The following is a 16,473-nucleotide window of genomic DNA, read 5'->3' on the forward strand; positions in this document are numbered from 1 at the left end:
TGGGGGTTTTGTTGTTTGGGGTTTTTATAAAAACTTTAGTGCAGCAGCAGAAATAACTAACCAGTCGGAGCCGTATTATTGAGTGCTACCAGACTTACTCTTAATATATCAATTTTTCGGTTATTGTATCAGTAGACAAGTAGGATAAAAACAAATGACTAATGACATGATTGCTTACACTTCAGATTATTTCCAGAGCATAATTTTTGATACAGATTACCAGGCTCTAGCTTTGCATATTGTGGAGATTTATCATCCGAAAACAGTAGTAGAATTTGGTTGTGGTCCTGGTCATCTTAGTAGAGAACTAGCAAAGTTAGGCGTACAAATGACATCTGTTGATGGTTATTCTCAACCAGATTTTACGGGACTATCAGTAGAATTTTATCCTCTCAATTTGAATGATGCTACAGCGATCGCTAACCTTTTTCAAGATAAACATTTTGATCTAGCTATATCCTTAGAAGTAGCCGAACACTTACAACCAGAAAGTTCACCGACTGTGATCAATTGGCTAACTAAAGTTGCCCCAGTGGTCGTATTTTCCGCAGCCGTTCCCAGCCAAGGTGGACACGGACATATTAATTTACACCCCCGTGATTATTGGCACAGATTATTTACTGAATGTAACTTTGTAATTAGCGATCGCATTCGTGAGAAATTACGCAATCATCCCACTGTTGCACCTTGGTATCGCTACAATGTTTTAGATTATGTTCATGCTAACCACCCCCAAGTTCCCCAACTAAACGAAGTGATTACTCGCCTAATTGCCTCAGAATCAGCAGCAGCTACCGGTTATTACGAAGAATCAACAAAGCTTTATCAGCTAGAACAAAAAACTGGAATTTGTAACTAATTACTTTTCCAAATCAATTCCAAACGCTCTTGAGCTGCTTTGAGAGCTTGTTGGGCAGAAGATTTACCTAATAATGTGGACTCAATTGCTCGACCAAGACTATCAGATAAACGATTATATCCGGCAATAATTGGTCGAGGATGAGACACAGGTATTTGCTCCACAAAAACTTTTAACCAAGGTTTAGAATTGAGTAATTTTTGATAAGCTGGACTTTGAGCAGACTTGAGATTAACAGGTAAAAAACCAGTATCTACAGCCCATTCTGTTTGAAATTCTTCACTTAAAACAAATTCTAAAAACTTCATTGCTGCCTTCTCTCTTTCTGGCTTAGTCTTCATTACATAAAGATTTCCATTACCAATGACCGTCGCCTTCTCAGCACCAGTAGGGATGGGAAATAACTTATAATCAACTTTAGATTTAGTAATATATGTCCAAGGTCCAGTTATTTGCATTGCTACACGGCCAGCAAGAAAATTATCTTCTTCATAACCCCGTTCTGGAGCAGAAAGAATAGCTGAACCATCTTTAATTAAATCTTCCCAGAATTTTAAAGCAGTAATAGCTCCAGCATTAGTTAAATTTGGATGTCCATTAGTTACTACTTCACCTCCAGCACTTAATAAAAAGGGAAACCAACTAAAAACAGTCCATTCTCCCTTTCCTAAAGGCAACATTATACCATGCTGTTCTGGTCGCCCGTCCCCGTTCTTATCTATAGTCAATTTCCTAGCAACTTGGCGCAATTCTTCCCAAGTTTTCGGCGGTTCTTTGATTCCCGCAGCTTCAAAAAGTGTAGGGCGATAAAAAATAGCCATATTACTCGTATATAGCGGGATTGACCACAAATGACCATCCAATCTTAATTCTTCCAAAGTGTTAGGAATAACTTCAGTTTTAAATGGTAATTGGTCAAACCATGATTCTAAGGGAACAATTGCACTCAGTTCTACAAACTGACCCGTGAGTTGAGGATAAAATGACAGAATATCTGGAGAAGAATTACCAACAACAGCCGTTAATATTTTTGGTAATCCTTCTGCGTAAACAGACTCTACTTGAATATCACTATGTTTGTGATTAAATTTTTCTACCAGTTTTTCAAAAACATCCCGGTTTACGGGAGGATTAATTGATTGCCATAGTGTCAGATGAATTACTCCATTGCCTTTATGTGTAGCTTCTTGACAACTAAACAAAAATATAATGCAAAAACTCAGGACAATGCCTAAAAGTGTCAGTCTCCAAGCAGAATCAAATAACTGACGCAAATAATTTTTGAAATGTAATAAAGACAACAGGATATTATTCATGTCAAAAAGTTAGCTAGATGAAGAAACATTATTAGTAAAATTCTTACTAACGCTAGTTTCTGCTCTTGTATAAACATAAGTTTCCGGCTCTTTTATTTTTTGAATTTTGAAGATTTTTTCTGCCCTTTCCCATAAATCTGTATCTTCTCCATAAGTCATGTGATTAAATCCCTGTAATTCAAAAAATACCTTTCTTTTGCCAAAAAATGTAGGACCCAAAACACATTTTTTTAAATTAATTAATTTACCTGGTTGATAATAATCTGCCACTAAAATTTCTTCTTCGCTGAAAAATCCTCCTTGAATCAAGTCAATTTCTGGATTAGCTTTCATATATTCTAATCGTGACTCTAAATGATTTGGTTTATATGAGTCGTCACTATCAAGCAATGTGATATATCTACCAAATGATGCCTGTATTCCTGCATTTTTGGCATAACATTGTTTTTTATTTTGATGCTTTAAATAACGGATATTATTGTATTTTCCAAGATAGGAATTGACAATTTCAAAAGTATGATCACTACTACCATCATCTACTATTAAAAGTTCCCAATTTGTAAAAGTTTGATTAAGGACACTATCAATGCCTTTATTTAAGTAATGAGCGCGGTTATATGTACAGACAATAATGCTAATTTCTGGACTGATATCAAAAGTGATAGGACTCATAAGACATTCCGCAATTGTAACTGATTTAAGTGATTATTTGAAGTGATTATTTTTGAGCAGCAATACAGGTAGCTACTGGATAATCTGGATGAAAAGCATCTAATTCTTCAGTAGTTAATTCTTCGGTAGCTATGCCATGATAACTAGCAATCACACTAATAGGATTACCATAGACATATAATTTTTTCTGGGAGAAATTTCTAAACATCCAAGCCAGAGCATCGGGTAAAGGCCGCCAATAGTCCATTGGTGTAGCATGGAGTCTGACGGCACTAGGAACCATTGCAAAACATTTTCCCCCTGGTTTTAACCAAGTGTAAATATTTTCTACTACTTGCCAAGGTGCATAACAATGTTCTAGGACATTAAAAGTAATAATAGAATCAAATGATTCTGGTTTAATCATAGATACATCGTGAGCATCACCGACTATATCTATTCCTAGACCTGGTTCTAGATTCATAATTTGATATGATGAACCAGGGTTAACTTGATAAAAATCTTTATCTTTTGGTATACCCCCAATTTCTAAGATATTACCAGTAATTTGCGGATAAATTTCTGCTATAAATTTATTTAAATAATATCTATCAATTGGTTTTCCCCTAGTTAAACCAAATGCTTGACAGATAGGAACAGTTTTTTTCAAATCTCCCCAATTTAGAGTATGGGTAGCAACTGATAATAAACCAATTTTTTCTAGATAGATAACTAATTGGCAAAAACTGTCAATACTGTTAATTTGTTCTAAGTCGTTTTTAAGGTTATTTTCTGCAAAAAATTGTGTCAATACTTGGTAATTATTTTGGCTTAGTGGTGCAAGTTCATATTCGTCTTCTTTTTCAATAAAGCTGCGAAAGCCTTTACCAAAAAGCGTGAGGCTTTTGTCTGATAAAAAGATGATGGCGTTATTGGTTAAATGTTGATATTTTTCTATTTCTGTAGTAACTTGCTCGTTAATTGCGGCAGATTTGACTTGCTGAAATATTTGATAAGCTGATTCAATGTCATGCTCATGAACAAATATTTCTAAAATGGTTAACCAAGATTGATAAGGGATAATTTCTGGTGAGCGTTGACTCCAAGCAAAGATAGCATTTACTTGGGAATTTTCAATTTTCAAGAAGGCGTTGGGTATATATTGTTTAGTCATTTTGTTTGTGATTAGTAGATATTAATTTTGATAACTTGTCAATTTTTGGATTTTAAATTATTTGAGATTACCTCCTCAATAATATCCACAGCACGAGGAACACCTCCTGCCTTTTGAATAGCCGTTTTTAGTCTGAGTGCATTTTCTTGATAAGATGGTTGCGTTAAGACTTCTTGAATAGCTTGACGTAATCTCCTAGTTGTTAACCGGGAAGTAGTAATAAATTGTCCTACACCACTCCAAGCAATACGAGAAGCAACTCCTGGGTGGTCATTAGTAATAGGAATAGTCACCATAGGTACACCATAAAAAAGAGATTCTAACACTGTATTTGTCCCAGCATGGCAAATAGTCAGACTAGCTTTTTGCAATAATTCTAATTGTGGTGCATATTTGACAACAATAGGATTTCCCGGTAAATTTGGCAATGCTTGAGTTTCTAATCCACCTCCCAAGGCAATTACTAATTGTGCATCTAAACCTACACAAGCTTCAGCAATTTTATAGAAAATATGGGTGAGACGATTTTGTAATGTCCCCATTGAAGCATAAATTAAGGGTTGTCCATTCAATTTTTCAAATGGAAAATCAATTGGTTTTCTAACTGTTGCATCAAAGTGGGGACCAGTAAAATGGAGTATCCCTTCTAAATTAGTTCTTGGGTACTCAAACTCTGCTGGTTGTTGACTAATAATTGCTAATTTAGAAACAGAATAGAAATCGTTAATATTCACACAAGGAGGCATATTACACTCCCGGCGATATGCTGAAATCACCTTGTAAATAGGTTGAGCAAAAGTACAAATTAGCCCATAACCAACACGATTACGTAATCTTGCCCACAAAACTGGTTTATATTGCCAAGTGGTGAAAGCTGGCGGAATAGTATCATTAAAACCGTTGACTAAAGCGGAAGAAGCCGTAACAAAGGGAATATTTAGTAAGTCGGCAACAGTGCTTCCTCCGAATATACATTCATCAATTATCAGTGCTTCTATTCCCGCATCTTTAATCACTTGTGGGGCATCACGCAAAAATAAATCTGTTGTTTTTTCAGATAAAGAAATTGTGTAACGCAATGCTGCCAAACCTGTTAGTTTGCCTAGTTGTTCATAAAATTTTGCTGTTGTGCCTAGGGGAAAATCAACTGGTGAAATAGGTTGAAATTCTAAGCCAGCAGCTTTGGCATTTGCTTCTGCATCAGACATACCTAATACTGTAACACGATGCCCTCGCCTTTGGAGTTCACGTCCTAAAGCAGTCATTGTGTTTAAATGTCCAGTAGCAGCTGGGCAGATAGTACCGAAGTGTGTCATACTTTTTCCATTGATTTAATTATTTAAAACTATTCTTTTACTTGTACTATCTTCACAGACTGGCATGGGTATCATACCACGGTTCTATCACATTGAGTGCTTCTAAGAGCTTTTTACCTAGAGGAATATCATAAATAAACCCATTCAATCTAAATATTTTATAGTACCAAAAAATGCGTTTATAGAGATTGATTGCTTCACTTTCCGAAAGCCAAGTTCCTGCTGTTTCTTCTCCAAAAAGTCCGCTAGAACCAAATTCAAATTGATGTTCAATGTATTGGCCTTCTCGTGCTGGAAAGGGACACATTTGTTGTGATATTTTCTCTTGGTTAATAACTTTAAATTTCTGATAACCAAGTTCTGCCAATAGCTTGAATTCTTCCAGTAAGCTACTCCAAGAAGTTTTATCTGATTCTATGGATATAAACTGTGGTTTACTGTCAAAGTGCCGTAATGCTTCTACGCACAACATATCTGCACCTTCTATATCTATTTTCAGATAGTAGGGAATACCAAATTCTTGCAAAATGGTTTCAAATTTAGAACCTTTTACAGTGATTCCTAGGGATTTTGTCCCAAATACCTCGTTTCTCTTCACCCAATCTTGAGAAATTGTCCCCCAAACACTTATGTCTAAATTAGTATAAAAGGTAATGTCGCCATCTTGTGGGGCTATGGCCAGATTAAGAAGTTGCAGTTGACCATCATTTATATAAGATTGTAGTCGCTTTTTTGTAGTTTCATAAAGCTGAGGATCAGCTTCTATACCCACTACTCGAAAACCTTTTTTTAAATAGTATTCAGTGTCTTCACCCAAATGAACACCAACATCAATTATTAAATTTTTATCCATAGATAATCATTTTTTACGAGCATAAACAAAAATTCCATCTGGAGTTATTATTGCATGATTTAGAAACCATTATGGCTGATGTTTTGTTATTTTTGATTTCTAACAGTCATGCCAATTTTTCTATATAAATTTATGTTTTGATCTCTAATATCCCTGCTTGTGCGTCTAAAGTTGCTATAATCCCTACAGGTAAAGCAGCATTAGGGCTATCATGACCAAAGGGGAGATCAGAAACTATGGGAATACCTAAATCTGATAAGCGATCGCGCAAAACTTCCTCTACAGTAAAACTTGGTACACTAGGTGGGGCTTCACACTTGGTAAACCCTCCCAAAGCAATGCCACAAACTTTAGATAAAGCCCCGCTAGAACGCCACTGAGTTAACATCCTATCTATCCGATAAGGTGTTTCTGTGACATCTTCCAATGCCAATATTACACCATCAAGGTCGGGTAAAATCGGTGTTCCTAACAGATGGGTTGCCACCGTCAGATTACCAGGAAGTAAAATTCCTGTAGTTGTACCACCACCCCAACCGCAACCCTTTAAAGGTGCAAGGGGACGACCTTCTACGATGTCAAATAGCCTCTCGATTGACCATTCTGGCTCACTGGAGAGGGTGGTGATCACGGGACCATGAACACCGGAAATACCGACGTTGTAGAGACTCCAAAGCAGGGCTGTGATGTCAGAAAAACCGATTAACCATTTTGGTGTAATTGTATTTTCTTGCCAACTCCAATCTTCTAAAATCCGGGTACTACCAAAACCACCTCTCGCGCAGAGAATACCCTGACATTCAGGATCTTGCCATGCTGTGGCTAATTGTTGACGACGGTGGGCATCTGTACCAGCCAGATAACCATGTCTATTATCTATATTATCGCTGATTTCGATGCGGTAGCCGTGCGATCGCCAAATTTCCACACCTTGATTAAACGCCTCAAATTCTCGTAATGCACCACTAGGGGCAATGACGCGGAGTAAATCACCAGGTTTGAGGGGTAGGGGTAAGAGAGGGAGTGACATCAGCAGAAAGTGTAAGTAATGGTCATCATTTTACGGTTAATTTTCCGTTAATCTCTGTTGGTCTGGAACAACCCGCAAGCGGTTGATTTGATTTAAAGCATACCTAGCGGTGGCTTGTACTTCCGGGTCTGTATCTTCTAAAGCATGGCGTAAAATTTGACTCATCTGTGCCATCATGTCATAAAGCCGGACTAAATCACGAATAGCATTTTGACGAACCTGGGGATTTTCACTTTGGATAGATATAGCCAAAGCCCGGTTCATCGGTTTGAGTGTGCGAATGCCGATTTCTGCCAAAGCTGACAAAATTAACCCATTTTGTTGAGAATCTGCATTCATCAACAATTCTACTAGGGGTTGAACTGCCCGCGAGTCACCTTTTTGACCTATATTCCAAATGGCTTTCCGTCGTTTTGTCGTATCATCACTCTGTAATTCTTCCATGAATTTATCAAAGAGAGTGATTGTAGGCAGGACAGAGTTTTGTTGATGTAATAATAATTCTGGAGAATTTAGGGACTGTAATGGGGGAAGTGTTTGTGCAGGGTTTAAAAAGAATTTTGGATTATTTTGACTAGATGCACTTAAAAGTGGTTTTTCCAAATTTTCAGATTCTAGAACTGGTTTTGTATCCCCTAACTTCTGGATAAAATAATAAAATAGACAGAGACTTCCTAAAATTCCTAAACTGATGAGTCTTAACCATAAGGTATACTCTGCTTGAGGTTGTGACTGGATGTTTTTTGTGTCACTAGTAGTAGGAGAACTGTTGCAGTTAATTTTCTCTATTAAAACATCTTTGAGATCCTGTCTCGTAGCCCAATCAGCAATGCCATCTACTCTTCTCAACCCTTTTTCTTGCTGAAACCGAGTTACAGCTTTTTGGGTGCTGCCGTTGTATTCTCCATCTATTAAACCATTGTAGTAACCTAATGCTTTCAGTTGCACTTGGATAACTTGAACTTCTGGATGTTTAATACCCGGAGTGAGAATGGTTGGTGGTATAGGTGCTGGGTTAGTTGTTGCCGCAATGGTGCGACTAGGGTATGAACTCAGACAAATACAAGATGTTAATATTAGGATGGAATGGGTAATGGGTAATTTGTAGTTATCCCTCATTTTCCTCATCTCTAGGTGACTTTTTTTTAGGCGTTATTTGTGAATTTCTGGTTTCTTGAAAGCGGCAGATACTTCTAAAACTAATGGTTGTTCTGTGGTATTTGTTTCAGTAATCGTAGTTGTCTGATTTGTGCCTCCAATGTGTTCCCGCTGGTTAATTAAATAAATACTGATTAAAGTCAGAAAAACTCCTAACCATTGGATAGTTGTGAGGACTTCTGAGAGAAAAATATAACCAAATATTAAGGCGAAAATGGGTGTAAGAAAAGTCAGAGAACTTAAACTGGTAAGATTTCCACTAGAAGCAAAGTAGAAAAATAATCCATAGGCGATCGCACTGCCAAAAACAGTAGCATAACTTAAGGCTATCCAATCTGATAGTACAAGATTTTGCCACTGTTGGGATTCTAATACTGAAGAAATTCCCCACAAAGGTAAGCCACCAATAATCATGTGCCATCCTGTAGCCATGACTGGATCTACGTATCGGCAGACAAACCGAATCATCACAGTCCCTACAGCCATTGATAAAGCTGCCAGTAACATTAACCACTCACCACTATTAAATAACTGTTGCCAATTATCTGTAGAGATTGTCATTCCTGATTCAAAAATATGGAAAATCCACTGTTGGGGTAAACCAATCAGACTAATCCCTGTGATTCCCAAACCTAACCCCAACCATCCCCATAATCCAATATGTTCTTGAAATAGCCAGAGGGAAAGTAAAGCTACTGCTAAAGGTTGGGAGTCTATCATTACCGAACCTAAGCCGGCATTGGTTCTGACTAAACCTTCTGCTAAAAACCCTTGAAATAACGTGCCATCAACTAAGGCAAATATCACAATCCACAACCATGCTAACCAACTTTTAGGTTGGGGTTTACCCATAAATGCAGCCACCATGAGAATTAACACCCCCGCAGGTATTAATCTGAATCCAGCCATAAATAGGGGTGTGGTGTGGGGAATTACACCTTTCATGGCTACCATTGCTGTACCCCAAAGGAAAAAAGGAGCAATTAATAGTAGATACGCGAGGGGATTTTTAGATCCACTGAGTTGCACTTGCATGGGATGATTGTGGTTTTTAGTGAATAGATGGAAAAGTTATTTTACCTGATTTTACAGTCCTGGTGAATGGAATTTACGGTTATACAAGATATTTGGAGTAATCAAACGCAGATGAACGCGGATAAACGCAGATAAAAATGGATGATTCTGCACGGATTCACATAAAATAGGTGTTAGGAGGATATAGTGAATGATTACAACTAAACCAAGAATTGAAGATAGTTTTGGGATTACATTAGCACCATTATCTGTGGAAGAAATCTACAGTAAAGCAGATAATCCTGCTAATGGTGCGGTGGTGGTAATGAGTGGTATGGTTCGTAATCAAACCGATGGTAAGCCTGTGGTAGCGTTAGAGTATCAAGCTTATGAACCGATGGCTTTACAGGTATTTTATCAAATTGCCCATGATATTCGACATCAATGGACTGATGTGAGTCGGGTAGTGATATATCACCGAGTTGGGAGATTGTCGGTTGGGGAAATTAGTGTGGTTGTGGCTGTAGGTTGTCCCCATCGTGGTGAGGCTTTTGCCGCTTGTGAGTATGCTATTGATACACTCAAACATAACGCACCTATTTGGAAAAAGGAACACTATAGCTTGCTAGGTGAAGATGGTTCTCAAATAGCAGAGTCTAGTTGGGTATCTATTAAAAACTGTAACCATTAAATAGGGGCAGAAGTTTGAGAACCTCCACCCCATTTTTTAGCAACCTCTATCTATGTGGTTTGAGTCAAAGCTGAAGCAGTTACGCTGTTCGTTCCTACTCAGGGCTTTTTCCTTGGGCAGTATAAGCTCCATGTTGTTGGATTAGTTTTGCTACTACTCCTGTCCAACCTGTTTGATGACTAGCTCCAATTCCCGCACCGTTATCCCCATGAAAATATTCATAGAAGAGAATGTAATTATTCCAGTTGGGGTCATCTTGAAACTTTTTAGTTCCTCCATAAACAGGTCGCTCACATTGACCTTCTGTTTTTGGCAAGAAAATATTAATCAATCTTTGAGAAAGTTCTGTAGACACTTCCCAGAGATTCATCATCTTTCCTGAACCAGTAGGATATTCTACTTTGAAATCATCTCCTAAATAACGATGAAATTTTTGGAGTGATTCAATAATCAAGAAATTCACAGGCATCCAAACCGGACCACGCCAATTGGAATTGCCACCAAATAGACCAAATCTCGATTCTCCTGGCTCGTATTCTACTAAAGGTTGCTCGAAACTACCATCTTCCATTCTGATTTTAAAAGGCAAGAGATAAGGATGGGGTGGCTCGTGGGATTTAGATAAAGCTCGAATGCCATAAGGTCCTAAAAATTCAGATTCATCGAGCATTCTTTTGAGAATTAATTTGAGTCTTTCAGGGTTGACTAGGGATAAAGCTAACCCTCCTCCCATCAAATTACTATCTGTTTTATCAAAGTAAATGTTCTCGTTTTTTGTCAAGTCCTGACGATGCTTTAAAAACCAATCAGCCCTTTTTCTGAAGTCAGAAGACAAATATTTGTCTAATGTTTCTTGATCGATTGCTTCCACTGCAAATAGAGGAATAAGTCCTACCATAGAACGGACTTTCATCGAGAAAGAAAAGGGATCATTTCCTCCGTCTATGACATTAGCAGGAAGTTTCAAAATGTCATAGAAAAAGCCATCTTTATCATCCCAAACATCAACTTCATTTCCTCCCAGTTTGTTCAGAGCTTCGGCAATCAACAAAAAATGCTGGAAGTATTTGGAGGCCATATCGTCATAAACTGTTGAATTTGTATGGCTTTTAGCTAACTCTGTTGCCATCTTCAACAAGTTAAGACAAAACATTCCCATCCAACTAGTACCATCTGATTGCTCAATACTAGCACCAGCAATTTTCAAATTACTGCGATCAAAAACCCCAATATTATCTAGACCCAGGAAACCGCCTCCAAACAGATTGTTTCCATCTACATCTTTACGATTTATCCACCAAGTAAAGTAGAGAGACAATTTCTGAAATAGTTGTTCGAGGAATCCTGCATCTGCATTGCCATACATTTTCTCTTCTATTTTATAAACCCGCCAAGCTGCCCAGGCATGAACTGGAGGATTTACGTCACTAAAGTTCCACTCATAGGCTGGTATTTGACCGTTAGGGTGCATAAACCATTCTCTGGTGAAGAGATATAATTGCTTTTTCGCAAATTCTGGGTCAATTAAGGCTAGAGGGATGGTGTGAAATGCCAAGTCCCAAGCAGCAAACCAAGGATATTCCCATTTGTCAGGCATGGAGATGATATCTTCGTTAAACAGGTGAGTCCACTCACTGTTTCTACCAGAGTTTTTGCGTTGCGCTGGTGGTGGTGCGCCTGGGTCTCCATTGATCCAATCTTGCACAACATAGTGGAAAAATTGCTTACTCCATAACATCCCTGCAAAGGCTTGTCGTTGGACGTTACGCATTTCAACTGGTAATTCTTCGCTGGGGGTGACTGCTTGATAGAATTGATCCGCCTCATTTTTGCGTTGTTCAAATACTGACCCAAATTCATTACCAAAGGGTGTTGCTAAATCGTCAATATCACTGAGGCGGAGTCGGACGATTTTGGTTTCCCCTGGGGCAAAATTTAAGCGATAATGGGGTGAAACTTTGGTTCCTTGTTGATGAGGATTTACTGCACCAGTTTGACCATTAACAATATAATCGTTAATGCCATCTTTGACGTAAGAGGTATTTTTTCCCCATCCAAACTTTTCTTTATTGGTTTCGTTTTCCGTATACAGCATGGCATTGGGGGTTTGGCAATAAAGCCATTTCTTGACCTCCGGTTGCGCTGATTTCAAGTCGGTAAATTCAGCTTTAACTACCTTAAAATCTCCACTAGAGTTAACGCTTTCCAGGGAGGGTTTACCTTCCTCTGTGGCTCCCCAAGACCAAGTGTTACGAAACCAAAGAGTCGGTGCTAGATGCAACTCTTTAGCTTCTGGACCATGATTAACAACCGTGATTTGAATCAAGATATCTTCGGGAGAATTTTTGGCATATTCGACGAAAACATCAAAATAGCGGTTATCGTCAAATATCCCTGTATCCATCAACTCAAATTCAAATGCGCGAGCATCTTGGGCTTTGCGGCGACCATTTTCTTTGATCAATTGTTCATAGGGAAAGGCATTATGGGGATATTTGTACAGCCCTTTCATGTAAGAGTGGGTGGGGGTACTATCCAAATAAAAGTAATACTCTTTGACATCTTCCCCGTGATTTCCCTCACTATTGGTTAATCCAAATAGCCTTTCTTTGAGGATGGCATCTTTTCCATTCCAGAGAGCGATCGCAAAACAAAGACGTTGGTGATTATCAGAAATCCCCATAATCCCATCCTCACCCCAGCGATAGGTACGGGAACGAGATTGATCATGGGAAAAATAGTCCCAAGCGTTACCATCAGCACTATAATCTTCTCGCACTGTTCCCCATTGGCGATCGCTTAAATAAGGACCCCACTGTTTCCAGTGTTTCTCCCGGTTGCTATCTTCAACCAGTCTTTTTCTTTCGGCTGTGTCTTGAATTTTGATCATGGCTTTTTACGATTTCATAAATGAACTGTTGGCAATCATGGTCTTAATTCGCTAGAGAAATCTCTAATCTAAACTCGTCAGAAAACTAATACTAGGAGCGAAGAAATATTCTCCACCTTTCATTTTCACCCATAGCTCAAAATGATACTCCTTAGTTTCCTTTTCACCCCATTTTGTTGGCCATTTTGATATGACGTTTCTTGGATCATCTTTTGGTCTTCCGGGCTGACCAATTACCGGATCAAGTCCTACTCCAACGTCAACAAAACGATCAGGATTTGCCCATCTCGATTGCATAAAATTGAATTGGTTTTCAATATCTGCTTGGAAACAAAGAAACAATAATCCTGAACCCTCTGTCGGTTTTGCAGTGGGATCATGTTCTCCATAACTAACTGCCCGTCGGGCAATTCGATGATTTCTCTCTATCCTTAAAGCTTCATCAAATTCAGGAGCAGATTCAACTCGTCCTGTATCACCACGTGGGTTTGTTTTGCGAATATGGGCATGAAATGGACATTTTGTAGCTGCTACATCCTCATCATAATTAAAGTTATTAGTTGGGGTGACAGCATAGGTAGGAATATCTGACTTAGTAACGGGAGTTCCATCCGCAAAACGACCCATAACTAAAGCCCCTGCCAAATCATTTTTGATGTTTAAAGTTTTAGCAAGTTGTTGTTGATCTTCATGAAATGCTTTAACATTTTGTTCGAGCTTTCGGTAAACTAAATAGCTACCATAACTATCCTCAGTTTTCCCATTATAATCTTTAACGAGAATGATATCTAAAGAAGCTCTGGGATCCCATTGACTGAAATTGCAATCGTTGGTTTGCGCTCCCACAATATCTCGTTTGATAAATAAAGGCTGACTTACCCCATCAACAAACCCAAAATGTTCAATTATTTGTCCGGCTTTATTTCTAAGAATAAAGCCATCTTCTCGATGAATAATTACAGCAACTTGACGCAGACTTTGAGAAACCTGATTGACGGTTTGCAATAAATTGATCAAGTTATCGTCAGCAATTAATAGTAAAGCATGGATCTCTTTTTGAAATCCGGCTTCCCAGTCTTTAACCTCCGGATCTTTTAAAAAATCTTGTCTGATTTGCTCATTTTTCATCCCCATGGTAAAGGGCTGATCTTTCGGAACTTGAAAAGGCTTAAATCCTAAAGCTTCATAACCATGACGAGTTAGTAAAAAGTTAGCAAAAACCTTCCCAGTAATGCCTTCTTGCCGGTAGCGTAAAGCCTCATCTGCTTGTTGTTTAGCTGATGTTACATAACAGTTAGCAAAGGTTTGTATCCAGTTCTTAGCTTCCGCAACTTTTTCCGATTTCCATTCTAAAAAGAGATGCACACTGTAATCTCGTCCATGTCCTTTTAAAATATTTCCTTGTAAGTCTTCCAGGAGTCCTTGATACTTGCCCGCATTTTCTGGATCAATTCCAGTTTCTGGAACATTTTTTAAGTCTTCTTCTGTTAATGCCACAAAATTCTACCTTTTTGATGACTGTTTTTTATCCAGCTTGAAGTTTGATAATTTTGGCTTTGGCAGGTTTGCCTACGTCATTAAGATAAAACATCATGTAGTATCCAGGAGGATAGAGATTTGCGTTATTAGGTGCTGTAAATTCCACTAATGAACTATCATCTGAAACTTCGATGGGCAACTCTACTAACCGTTGTCCATAATCAAAGGAATGGGTAACGGACCCCAGCTTGGCAAGTACCAGCGATGGGTTTTTAGTGCCATTTTCTACCCTAATTGTGCCTGGTTGTCCATATTCAAGAGTGTCAGGAGCTTGATTGATTTGAGGGCGATCGCCTGATTTAAAGAGATAGGGAGGACTGAAAATTTCTCCTTGCCAAATTTCCGCCGGCACAAAGGGTTCAGAATCTCCTTCGGCGTAATAATGTTGCGGATCTTTGTAAAAGGTGTCAATATCAAATTCTTCAGGTTTTCCTGATTGATTTTGCAGCTTGGCAAAGGTAAAAAATGTTTGCGGATCGCCAAGAACATCCACACGCACTGTACCGTCTTTTTTGAGTGCGGCTCGATTGGCATTTCCACCCACAACTAATACACGGGCATCCGGTAGTAAAACAGCCCCATTATGGTACAGTCTGGGGAATTTGCCACGGTTTAAGGACTTGGTTCTATAACCTGCTGTTGCTTTTTCATCTGGGGTCATGAGCAAGGGTTCGTAAACTGGCTGATATTCGGGATATCGTCCCCCATTAATCACTAAAATTTCTTTGGTGGGCAAAATGACGGCTTGGAGGTTAGCTCTGGGTTTATCCAGGAAATGGTCAAATATTTCCCATTTACCAATCTTGTTACCAATTTTTTCTGGTGGAATCCAATGTTGTAAACTGCTGGCTATCCTGACCTCTTTGGGAAATCCTGCTGTACTACCACCCCGGCCAAAACTGATACTGTTCGTACCAATAATACCACCTAATAAAATGACATCTTCGGAATTAGGGACTTGTAGAGCGGTTCCGTAGGCTTTGTTGGTTTCTAAGCGATCTGGTCCTACTTCAAAACTAATGGAAATATTGCCATTATCTACTTCCTGAATGCTCATTAAATAGCTTTTTTTACTGAAATGGGGAACTGAAACTCCGGCAATACCGGCTTCGTCTCCTGTAATCAGTAATCTGCCATCTTTTAAAGGAAAAACACGGGGATAAAGGTCAATGCTATCGTAAACGTCCTCACCTTCTACTTTGGTGTTGAAGGGACTGTTTTCGATTAGTCTGGGGTCAAAGTATTGAAGTTTCTCCGTTTTGGGATCATAAATTTCAATACTGGGGTTAATTTGGTTGGGTTTATCCCATTTTAAACCCGAAAAAATCACCACTTTCCCACTAGCTAGGGGAATTAAACTTGGATACCAACGTCCATCTTTTGTCTCTCCAATAGCCTTCCATTCTCCTGTTTGCCATTTATACAGGTTAATCTGCTTGCTGCCGGTAAAAGCTCCACCTGGGTAATAACGTCCTGTTCCCCCGATGAATAGGACATTACCATCGGCTAACTGGACATGACCCAGACAAAAGAGATCGTTTGTTGTCCCATTTTGTGAAGCTGGAGGTGAGGGAATACGTTCAAATTTTCCTGTTGCGGGGTCAAGTAAACCTGTATTATTGATGGCATTGTAGTTTTTCGGATCTACACCTTCTTTAAACTTATATTGTCCATCTTCTTCAATGAGGGTGCTACGAAAACTACTACCATTGACCATTAAAACTTTGCCATTCGGTAGCACAATGGTATGGACAGACTGCATCCGATCTTCTGTCGGTGGCATGGGTATGGTTGTCCATGCTCCCATGGTTTCTTGGGTCCCGGCCGCTATAGCTACATCCCAACCTAAAAATGTTAGGCATAAGGACAGGAAAAACACCAAAAAAACTGAGACAATCTTGATGCCTTTGGGTAATGGTTGAACTATCTTCATAATGAAGTATCTGCGTCAGAATTTATGGTCGTGGTCAATCGTTATTTCT

13 protein-coding genes are annotated in these 16,473 nt (G+C 38.8%); 2 read left to right on the forward strand and 11 right to left on the reverse strand.

Annotated features, from left to right (window positions below; all coding sequences use genetic code 11):
* Positions 1-154: 154 nt before the first annotated feature.
* Positions 155-859: a bifunctional 2-polyprenyl-6-hydroxyphenol methylase/3-demethylubiquinol 3-O-methyltransferase UbiG gene (locus FJR11_RS12765; RefSeq protein WP_168504229.1), complete on the forward strand. Its 705-nt coding sequence runs from the start codon at positions 155-157 to the stop codon at positions 857-859.
* On the opposite strand, the gene FJR11_RS12770 is transcribed toward FJR11_RS12765, so the two are convergent.
* From FJR11_RS12770 to FJR11_RS12805, 8 genes are all read right to left on the reverse strand, one after another.
* Positions 856-2,175, reverse strand: coding sequence for an ABC transporter substrate-binding protein (locus FJR11_RS12770; protein ID WP_168504231.1), 1,320 nt, complete (start codon positions 2,173-2,175; stop codon positions 856-858). The genes FJR11_RS12765 and FJR11_RS12770 overlap by 4 nt on opposite strands.
* A 9-nt stretch (positions 2,176-2,184) precedes the next feature.
* Positions 2,185-2,847: a glycosyltransferase family A protein gene (locus FJR11_RS12775; protein WP_168504233.1), complete on the reverse strand. Its 663-nt coding sequence runs from the start codon at positions 2,845-2,847 to the stop codon at positions 2,185-2,187.
* A 46-nt stretch (positions 2,848-2,893) separates the two neighbouring features.
* Positions 2,894-4,000: a methyltransferase domain-containing protein gene (locus FJR11_RS12780; protein WP_168504235.1), complete on the reverse strand. Its 1,107-nt coding sequence runs from the start codon at positions 3,998-4,000 to the stop codon at positions 2,894-2,896.
* 38 nt (positions 4,001-4,038) lie between these two features.
* Positions 4,039-5,316 carry a glycosyltransferase gene (locus tag FJR11_RS12785; protein ID WP_168504237.1) on the reverse strand — a complete coding sequence of 426 codons (1,278 nt, stop codon included), beginning with the start codon at positions 5,314-5,316 and terminating at the stop codon, positions 4,039-4,041.
* Positions 5,317-5,368: 52 nt separating this feature from the next.
* A complete protein-coding gene (locus FJR11_RS12790) occupies positions 5,369-6,169 on the reverse strand; it encodes an FkbM family methyltransferase (RefSeq protein ID WP_168504239.1) in 801 nt (266 codons plus the stop codon).
* Between the two features lie 130 nt (positions 6,170-6,299).
* Positions 6,300-7,199: an LD-carboxypeptidase gene (locus FJR11_RS12795; RefSeq protein WP_168504241.1), complete on the reverse strand. Its 900-nt coding sequence runs from the start codon at positions 7,197-7,199 to the stop codon at positions 6,300-6,302.
* A gap of 36 nt (positions 7,200-7,235) precedes the next feature.
* Positions 7,236-8,318 carry a peptidoglycan-binding protein gene (locus tag FJR11_RS12800; RefSeq protein WP_168504243.1) on the reverse strand — a complete coding sequence of 361 codons (1,083 nt, stop codon included), beginning with the start codon at positions 8,316-8,318 and terminating at the stop codon, positions 7,236-7,238.
* 33 nt (positions 8,319-8,351) lie between these two features.
* On the reverse strand, positions 8,352-9,392 hold the full coding sequence (locus FJR11_RS12805) for a DMT family transporter (protein ID WP_168504245.1): 1,041 nt from the start codon (positions 9,390-9,392) through the stop codon (positions 8,352-8,354).
* A gap of 190 nt (positions 9,393-9,582) precedes the next feature.
* On the opposite strand from FJR11_RS12805, the gene FJR11_RS12810 reads away from it, so the two are divergent.
* Positions 9,583-10,062: a molybdenum cofactor biosynthesis protein MoaE gene (locus FJR11_RS12810; RefSeq protein ID WP_168504247.1), complete on the forward strand. Its 480-nt coding sequence runs from the start codon at positions 9,583-9,585 to the stop codon at positions 10,060-10,062.
* A gap of 94 nt (positions 10,063-10,156) precedes the next feature.
* Here the strand turns inward: FJR11_RS12810 and FJR11_RS12815 are convergent, their stop codons facing one another.
* The 3 genes from FJR11_RS12815 to FJR11_RS12825 form a co-directional block, all read right to left on the reverse strand.
* The gene (locus FJR11_RS12815) at positions 10,157-12,952 is read right to left on the reverse strand and encodes a glucosidase (protein ID WP_168504249.1); all 2,796 of its coding nucleotides are present in this window, start codon (positions 12,950-12,952) and stop codon (positions 10,157-10,159) included.
* 63 nt (positions 12,953-13,015) lie between these two features.
* Positions 13,016-14,449: a Dyp-type peroxidase gene (locus tag FJR11_RS12820; RefSeq protein ID WP_168504251.1), complete on the reverse strand. Its 1,434-nt coding sequence runs from the start codon at positions 14,447-14,449 to the stop codon at positions 13,016-13,018.
* A gap of 28 nt (positions 14,450-14,477) precedes the next feature.
* Positions 14,478-16,424 carry a galactose oxidase early set domain-containing protein gene (locus FJR11_RS12825; protein ID WP_168504252.1) on the reverse strand — a complete coding sequence of 649 codons (1,947 nt, stop codon included), beginning with the start codon at positions 16,422-16,424 and terminating at the stop codon, positions 14,478-14,480.
* Positions 16,425-16,473 lie beyond the last annotated feature (49 nt).

This window comes from Anabaena sp. UHCC 0187, from assembly GCF_009712035.1.
Taxonomy (GTDB): Bacteria; Cyanobacteriota; Cyanobacteriia; order Cyanobacteriales; family Nostocaceae; genus Dolichospermum.

What these genes read in the sequence shown, in the direction of transcription:
- FJR11_RS12765 (WP_168504229.1), top strand. Translation starts at nt 155, where the DNA reads ATGACTAATGACATGATTGCTTACACTTCAGATTATTTCCAGAGCATA.
- FJR11_RS12770 (WP_168504231.1), bottom strand. Translation starts at nt 2,175, where the DNA reads ATGAATAATATCCTGTTGTCTTTATTACATTTCAAAAATTATTTGCGT.
- FJR11_RS12775 (WP_168504233.1), bottom strand. Translation starts at nt 2,847, where the DNA reads ATGAGTCCTATCACTTTTGATATCAGTCCAGAAATTAGCATTATTGTC.
- FJR11_RS12780 (WP_168504235.1), bottom strand. Translation starts at nt 4,000, where the DNA reads ATGACTAAACAATATATACCCAACGCCTTCTTGAAAATTGAAAATTCC.
- FJR11_RS12785 (WP_168504237.1), bottom strand. Translation starts at nt 5,316, where the DNA reads ATGACACACTTCGGTACTATCTGCCCAGCTGCTACTGGACATTTAAAC.
- FJR11_RS12790 (WP_168504239.1), bottom strand. Translation starts at nt 6,169, where the DNA reads ATGGATAAAAATTTAATAATTGATGTTGGTGTTCATTTGGGTGAAGAC.
- FJR11_RS12795 (WP_168504241.1), bottom strand. Translation starts at nt 7,199, where the DNA reads ATGTCACTCCCTCTCTTACCCCTACCCCTCAAACCTGGTGATTTACTC.
- FJR11_RS12800 (WP_168504243.1), bottom strand. Translation starts at nt 8,318, where the DNA reads ATGAGGGATAACTACAAATTACCCATTACCCATTCCATCCTAATATTA.
- FJR11_RS12805 (WP_168504245.1), bottom strand. Translation starts at nt 9,392, where the DNA reads ATGCAAGTGCAACTCAGTGGATCTAAAAATCCCCTCGCGTATCTACTA.
- FJR11_RS12810 (WP_168504247.1), top strand. Translation starts at nt 9,583, where the DNA reads ATGATTACAACTAAACCAAGAATTGAAGATAGTTTTGGGATTACATTA.
- FJR11_RS12815 (WP_168504249.1), bottom strand. Translation starts at nt 12,952, where the DNA reads ATGATCAAAATTCAAGACACAGCCGAAAGAAAAAGACTGGTTGAAGAT.
- FJR11_RS12825 (WP_168504252.1), bottom strand. Translation starts at nt 16,424, where the DNA reads ATGAAGATAGTTCAACCATTACCCAAAGGCATCAAGATTGTCTCAGTT.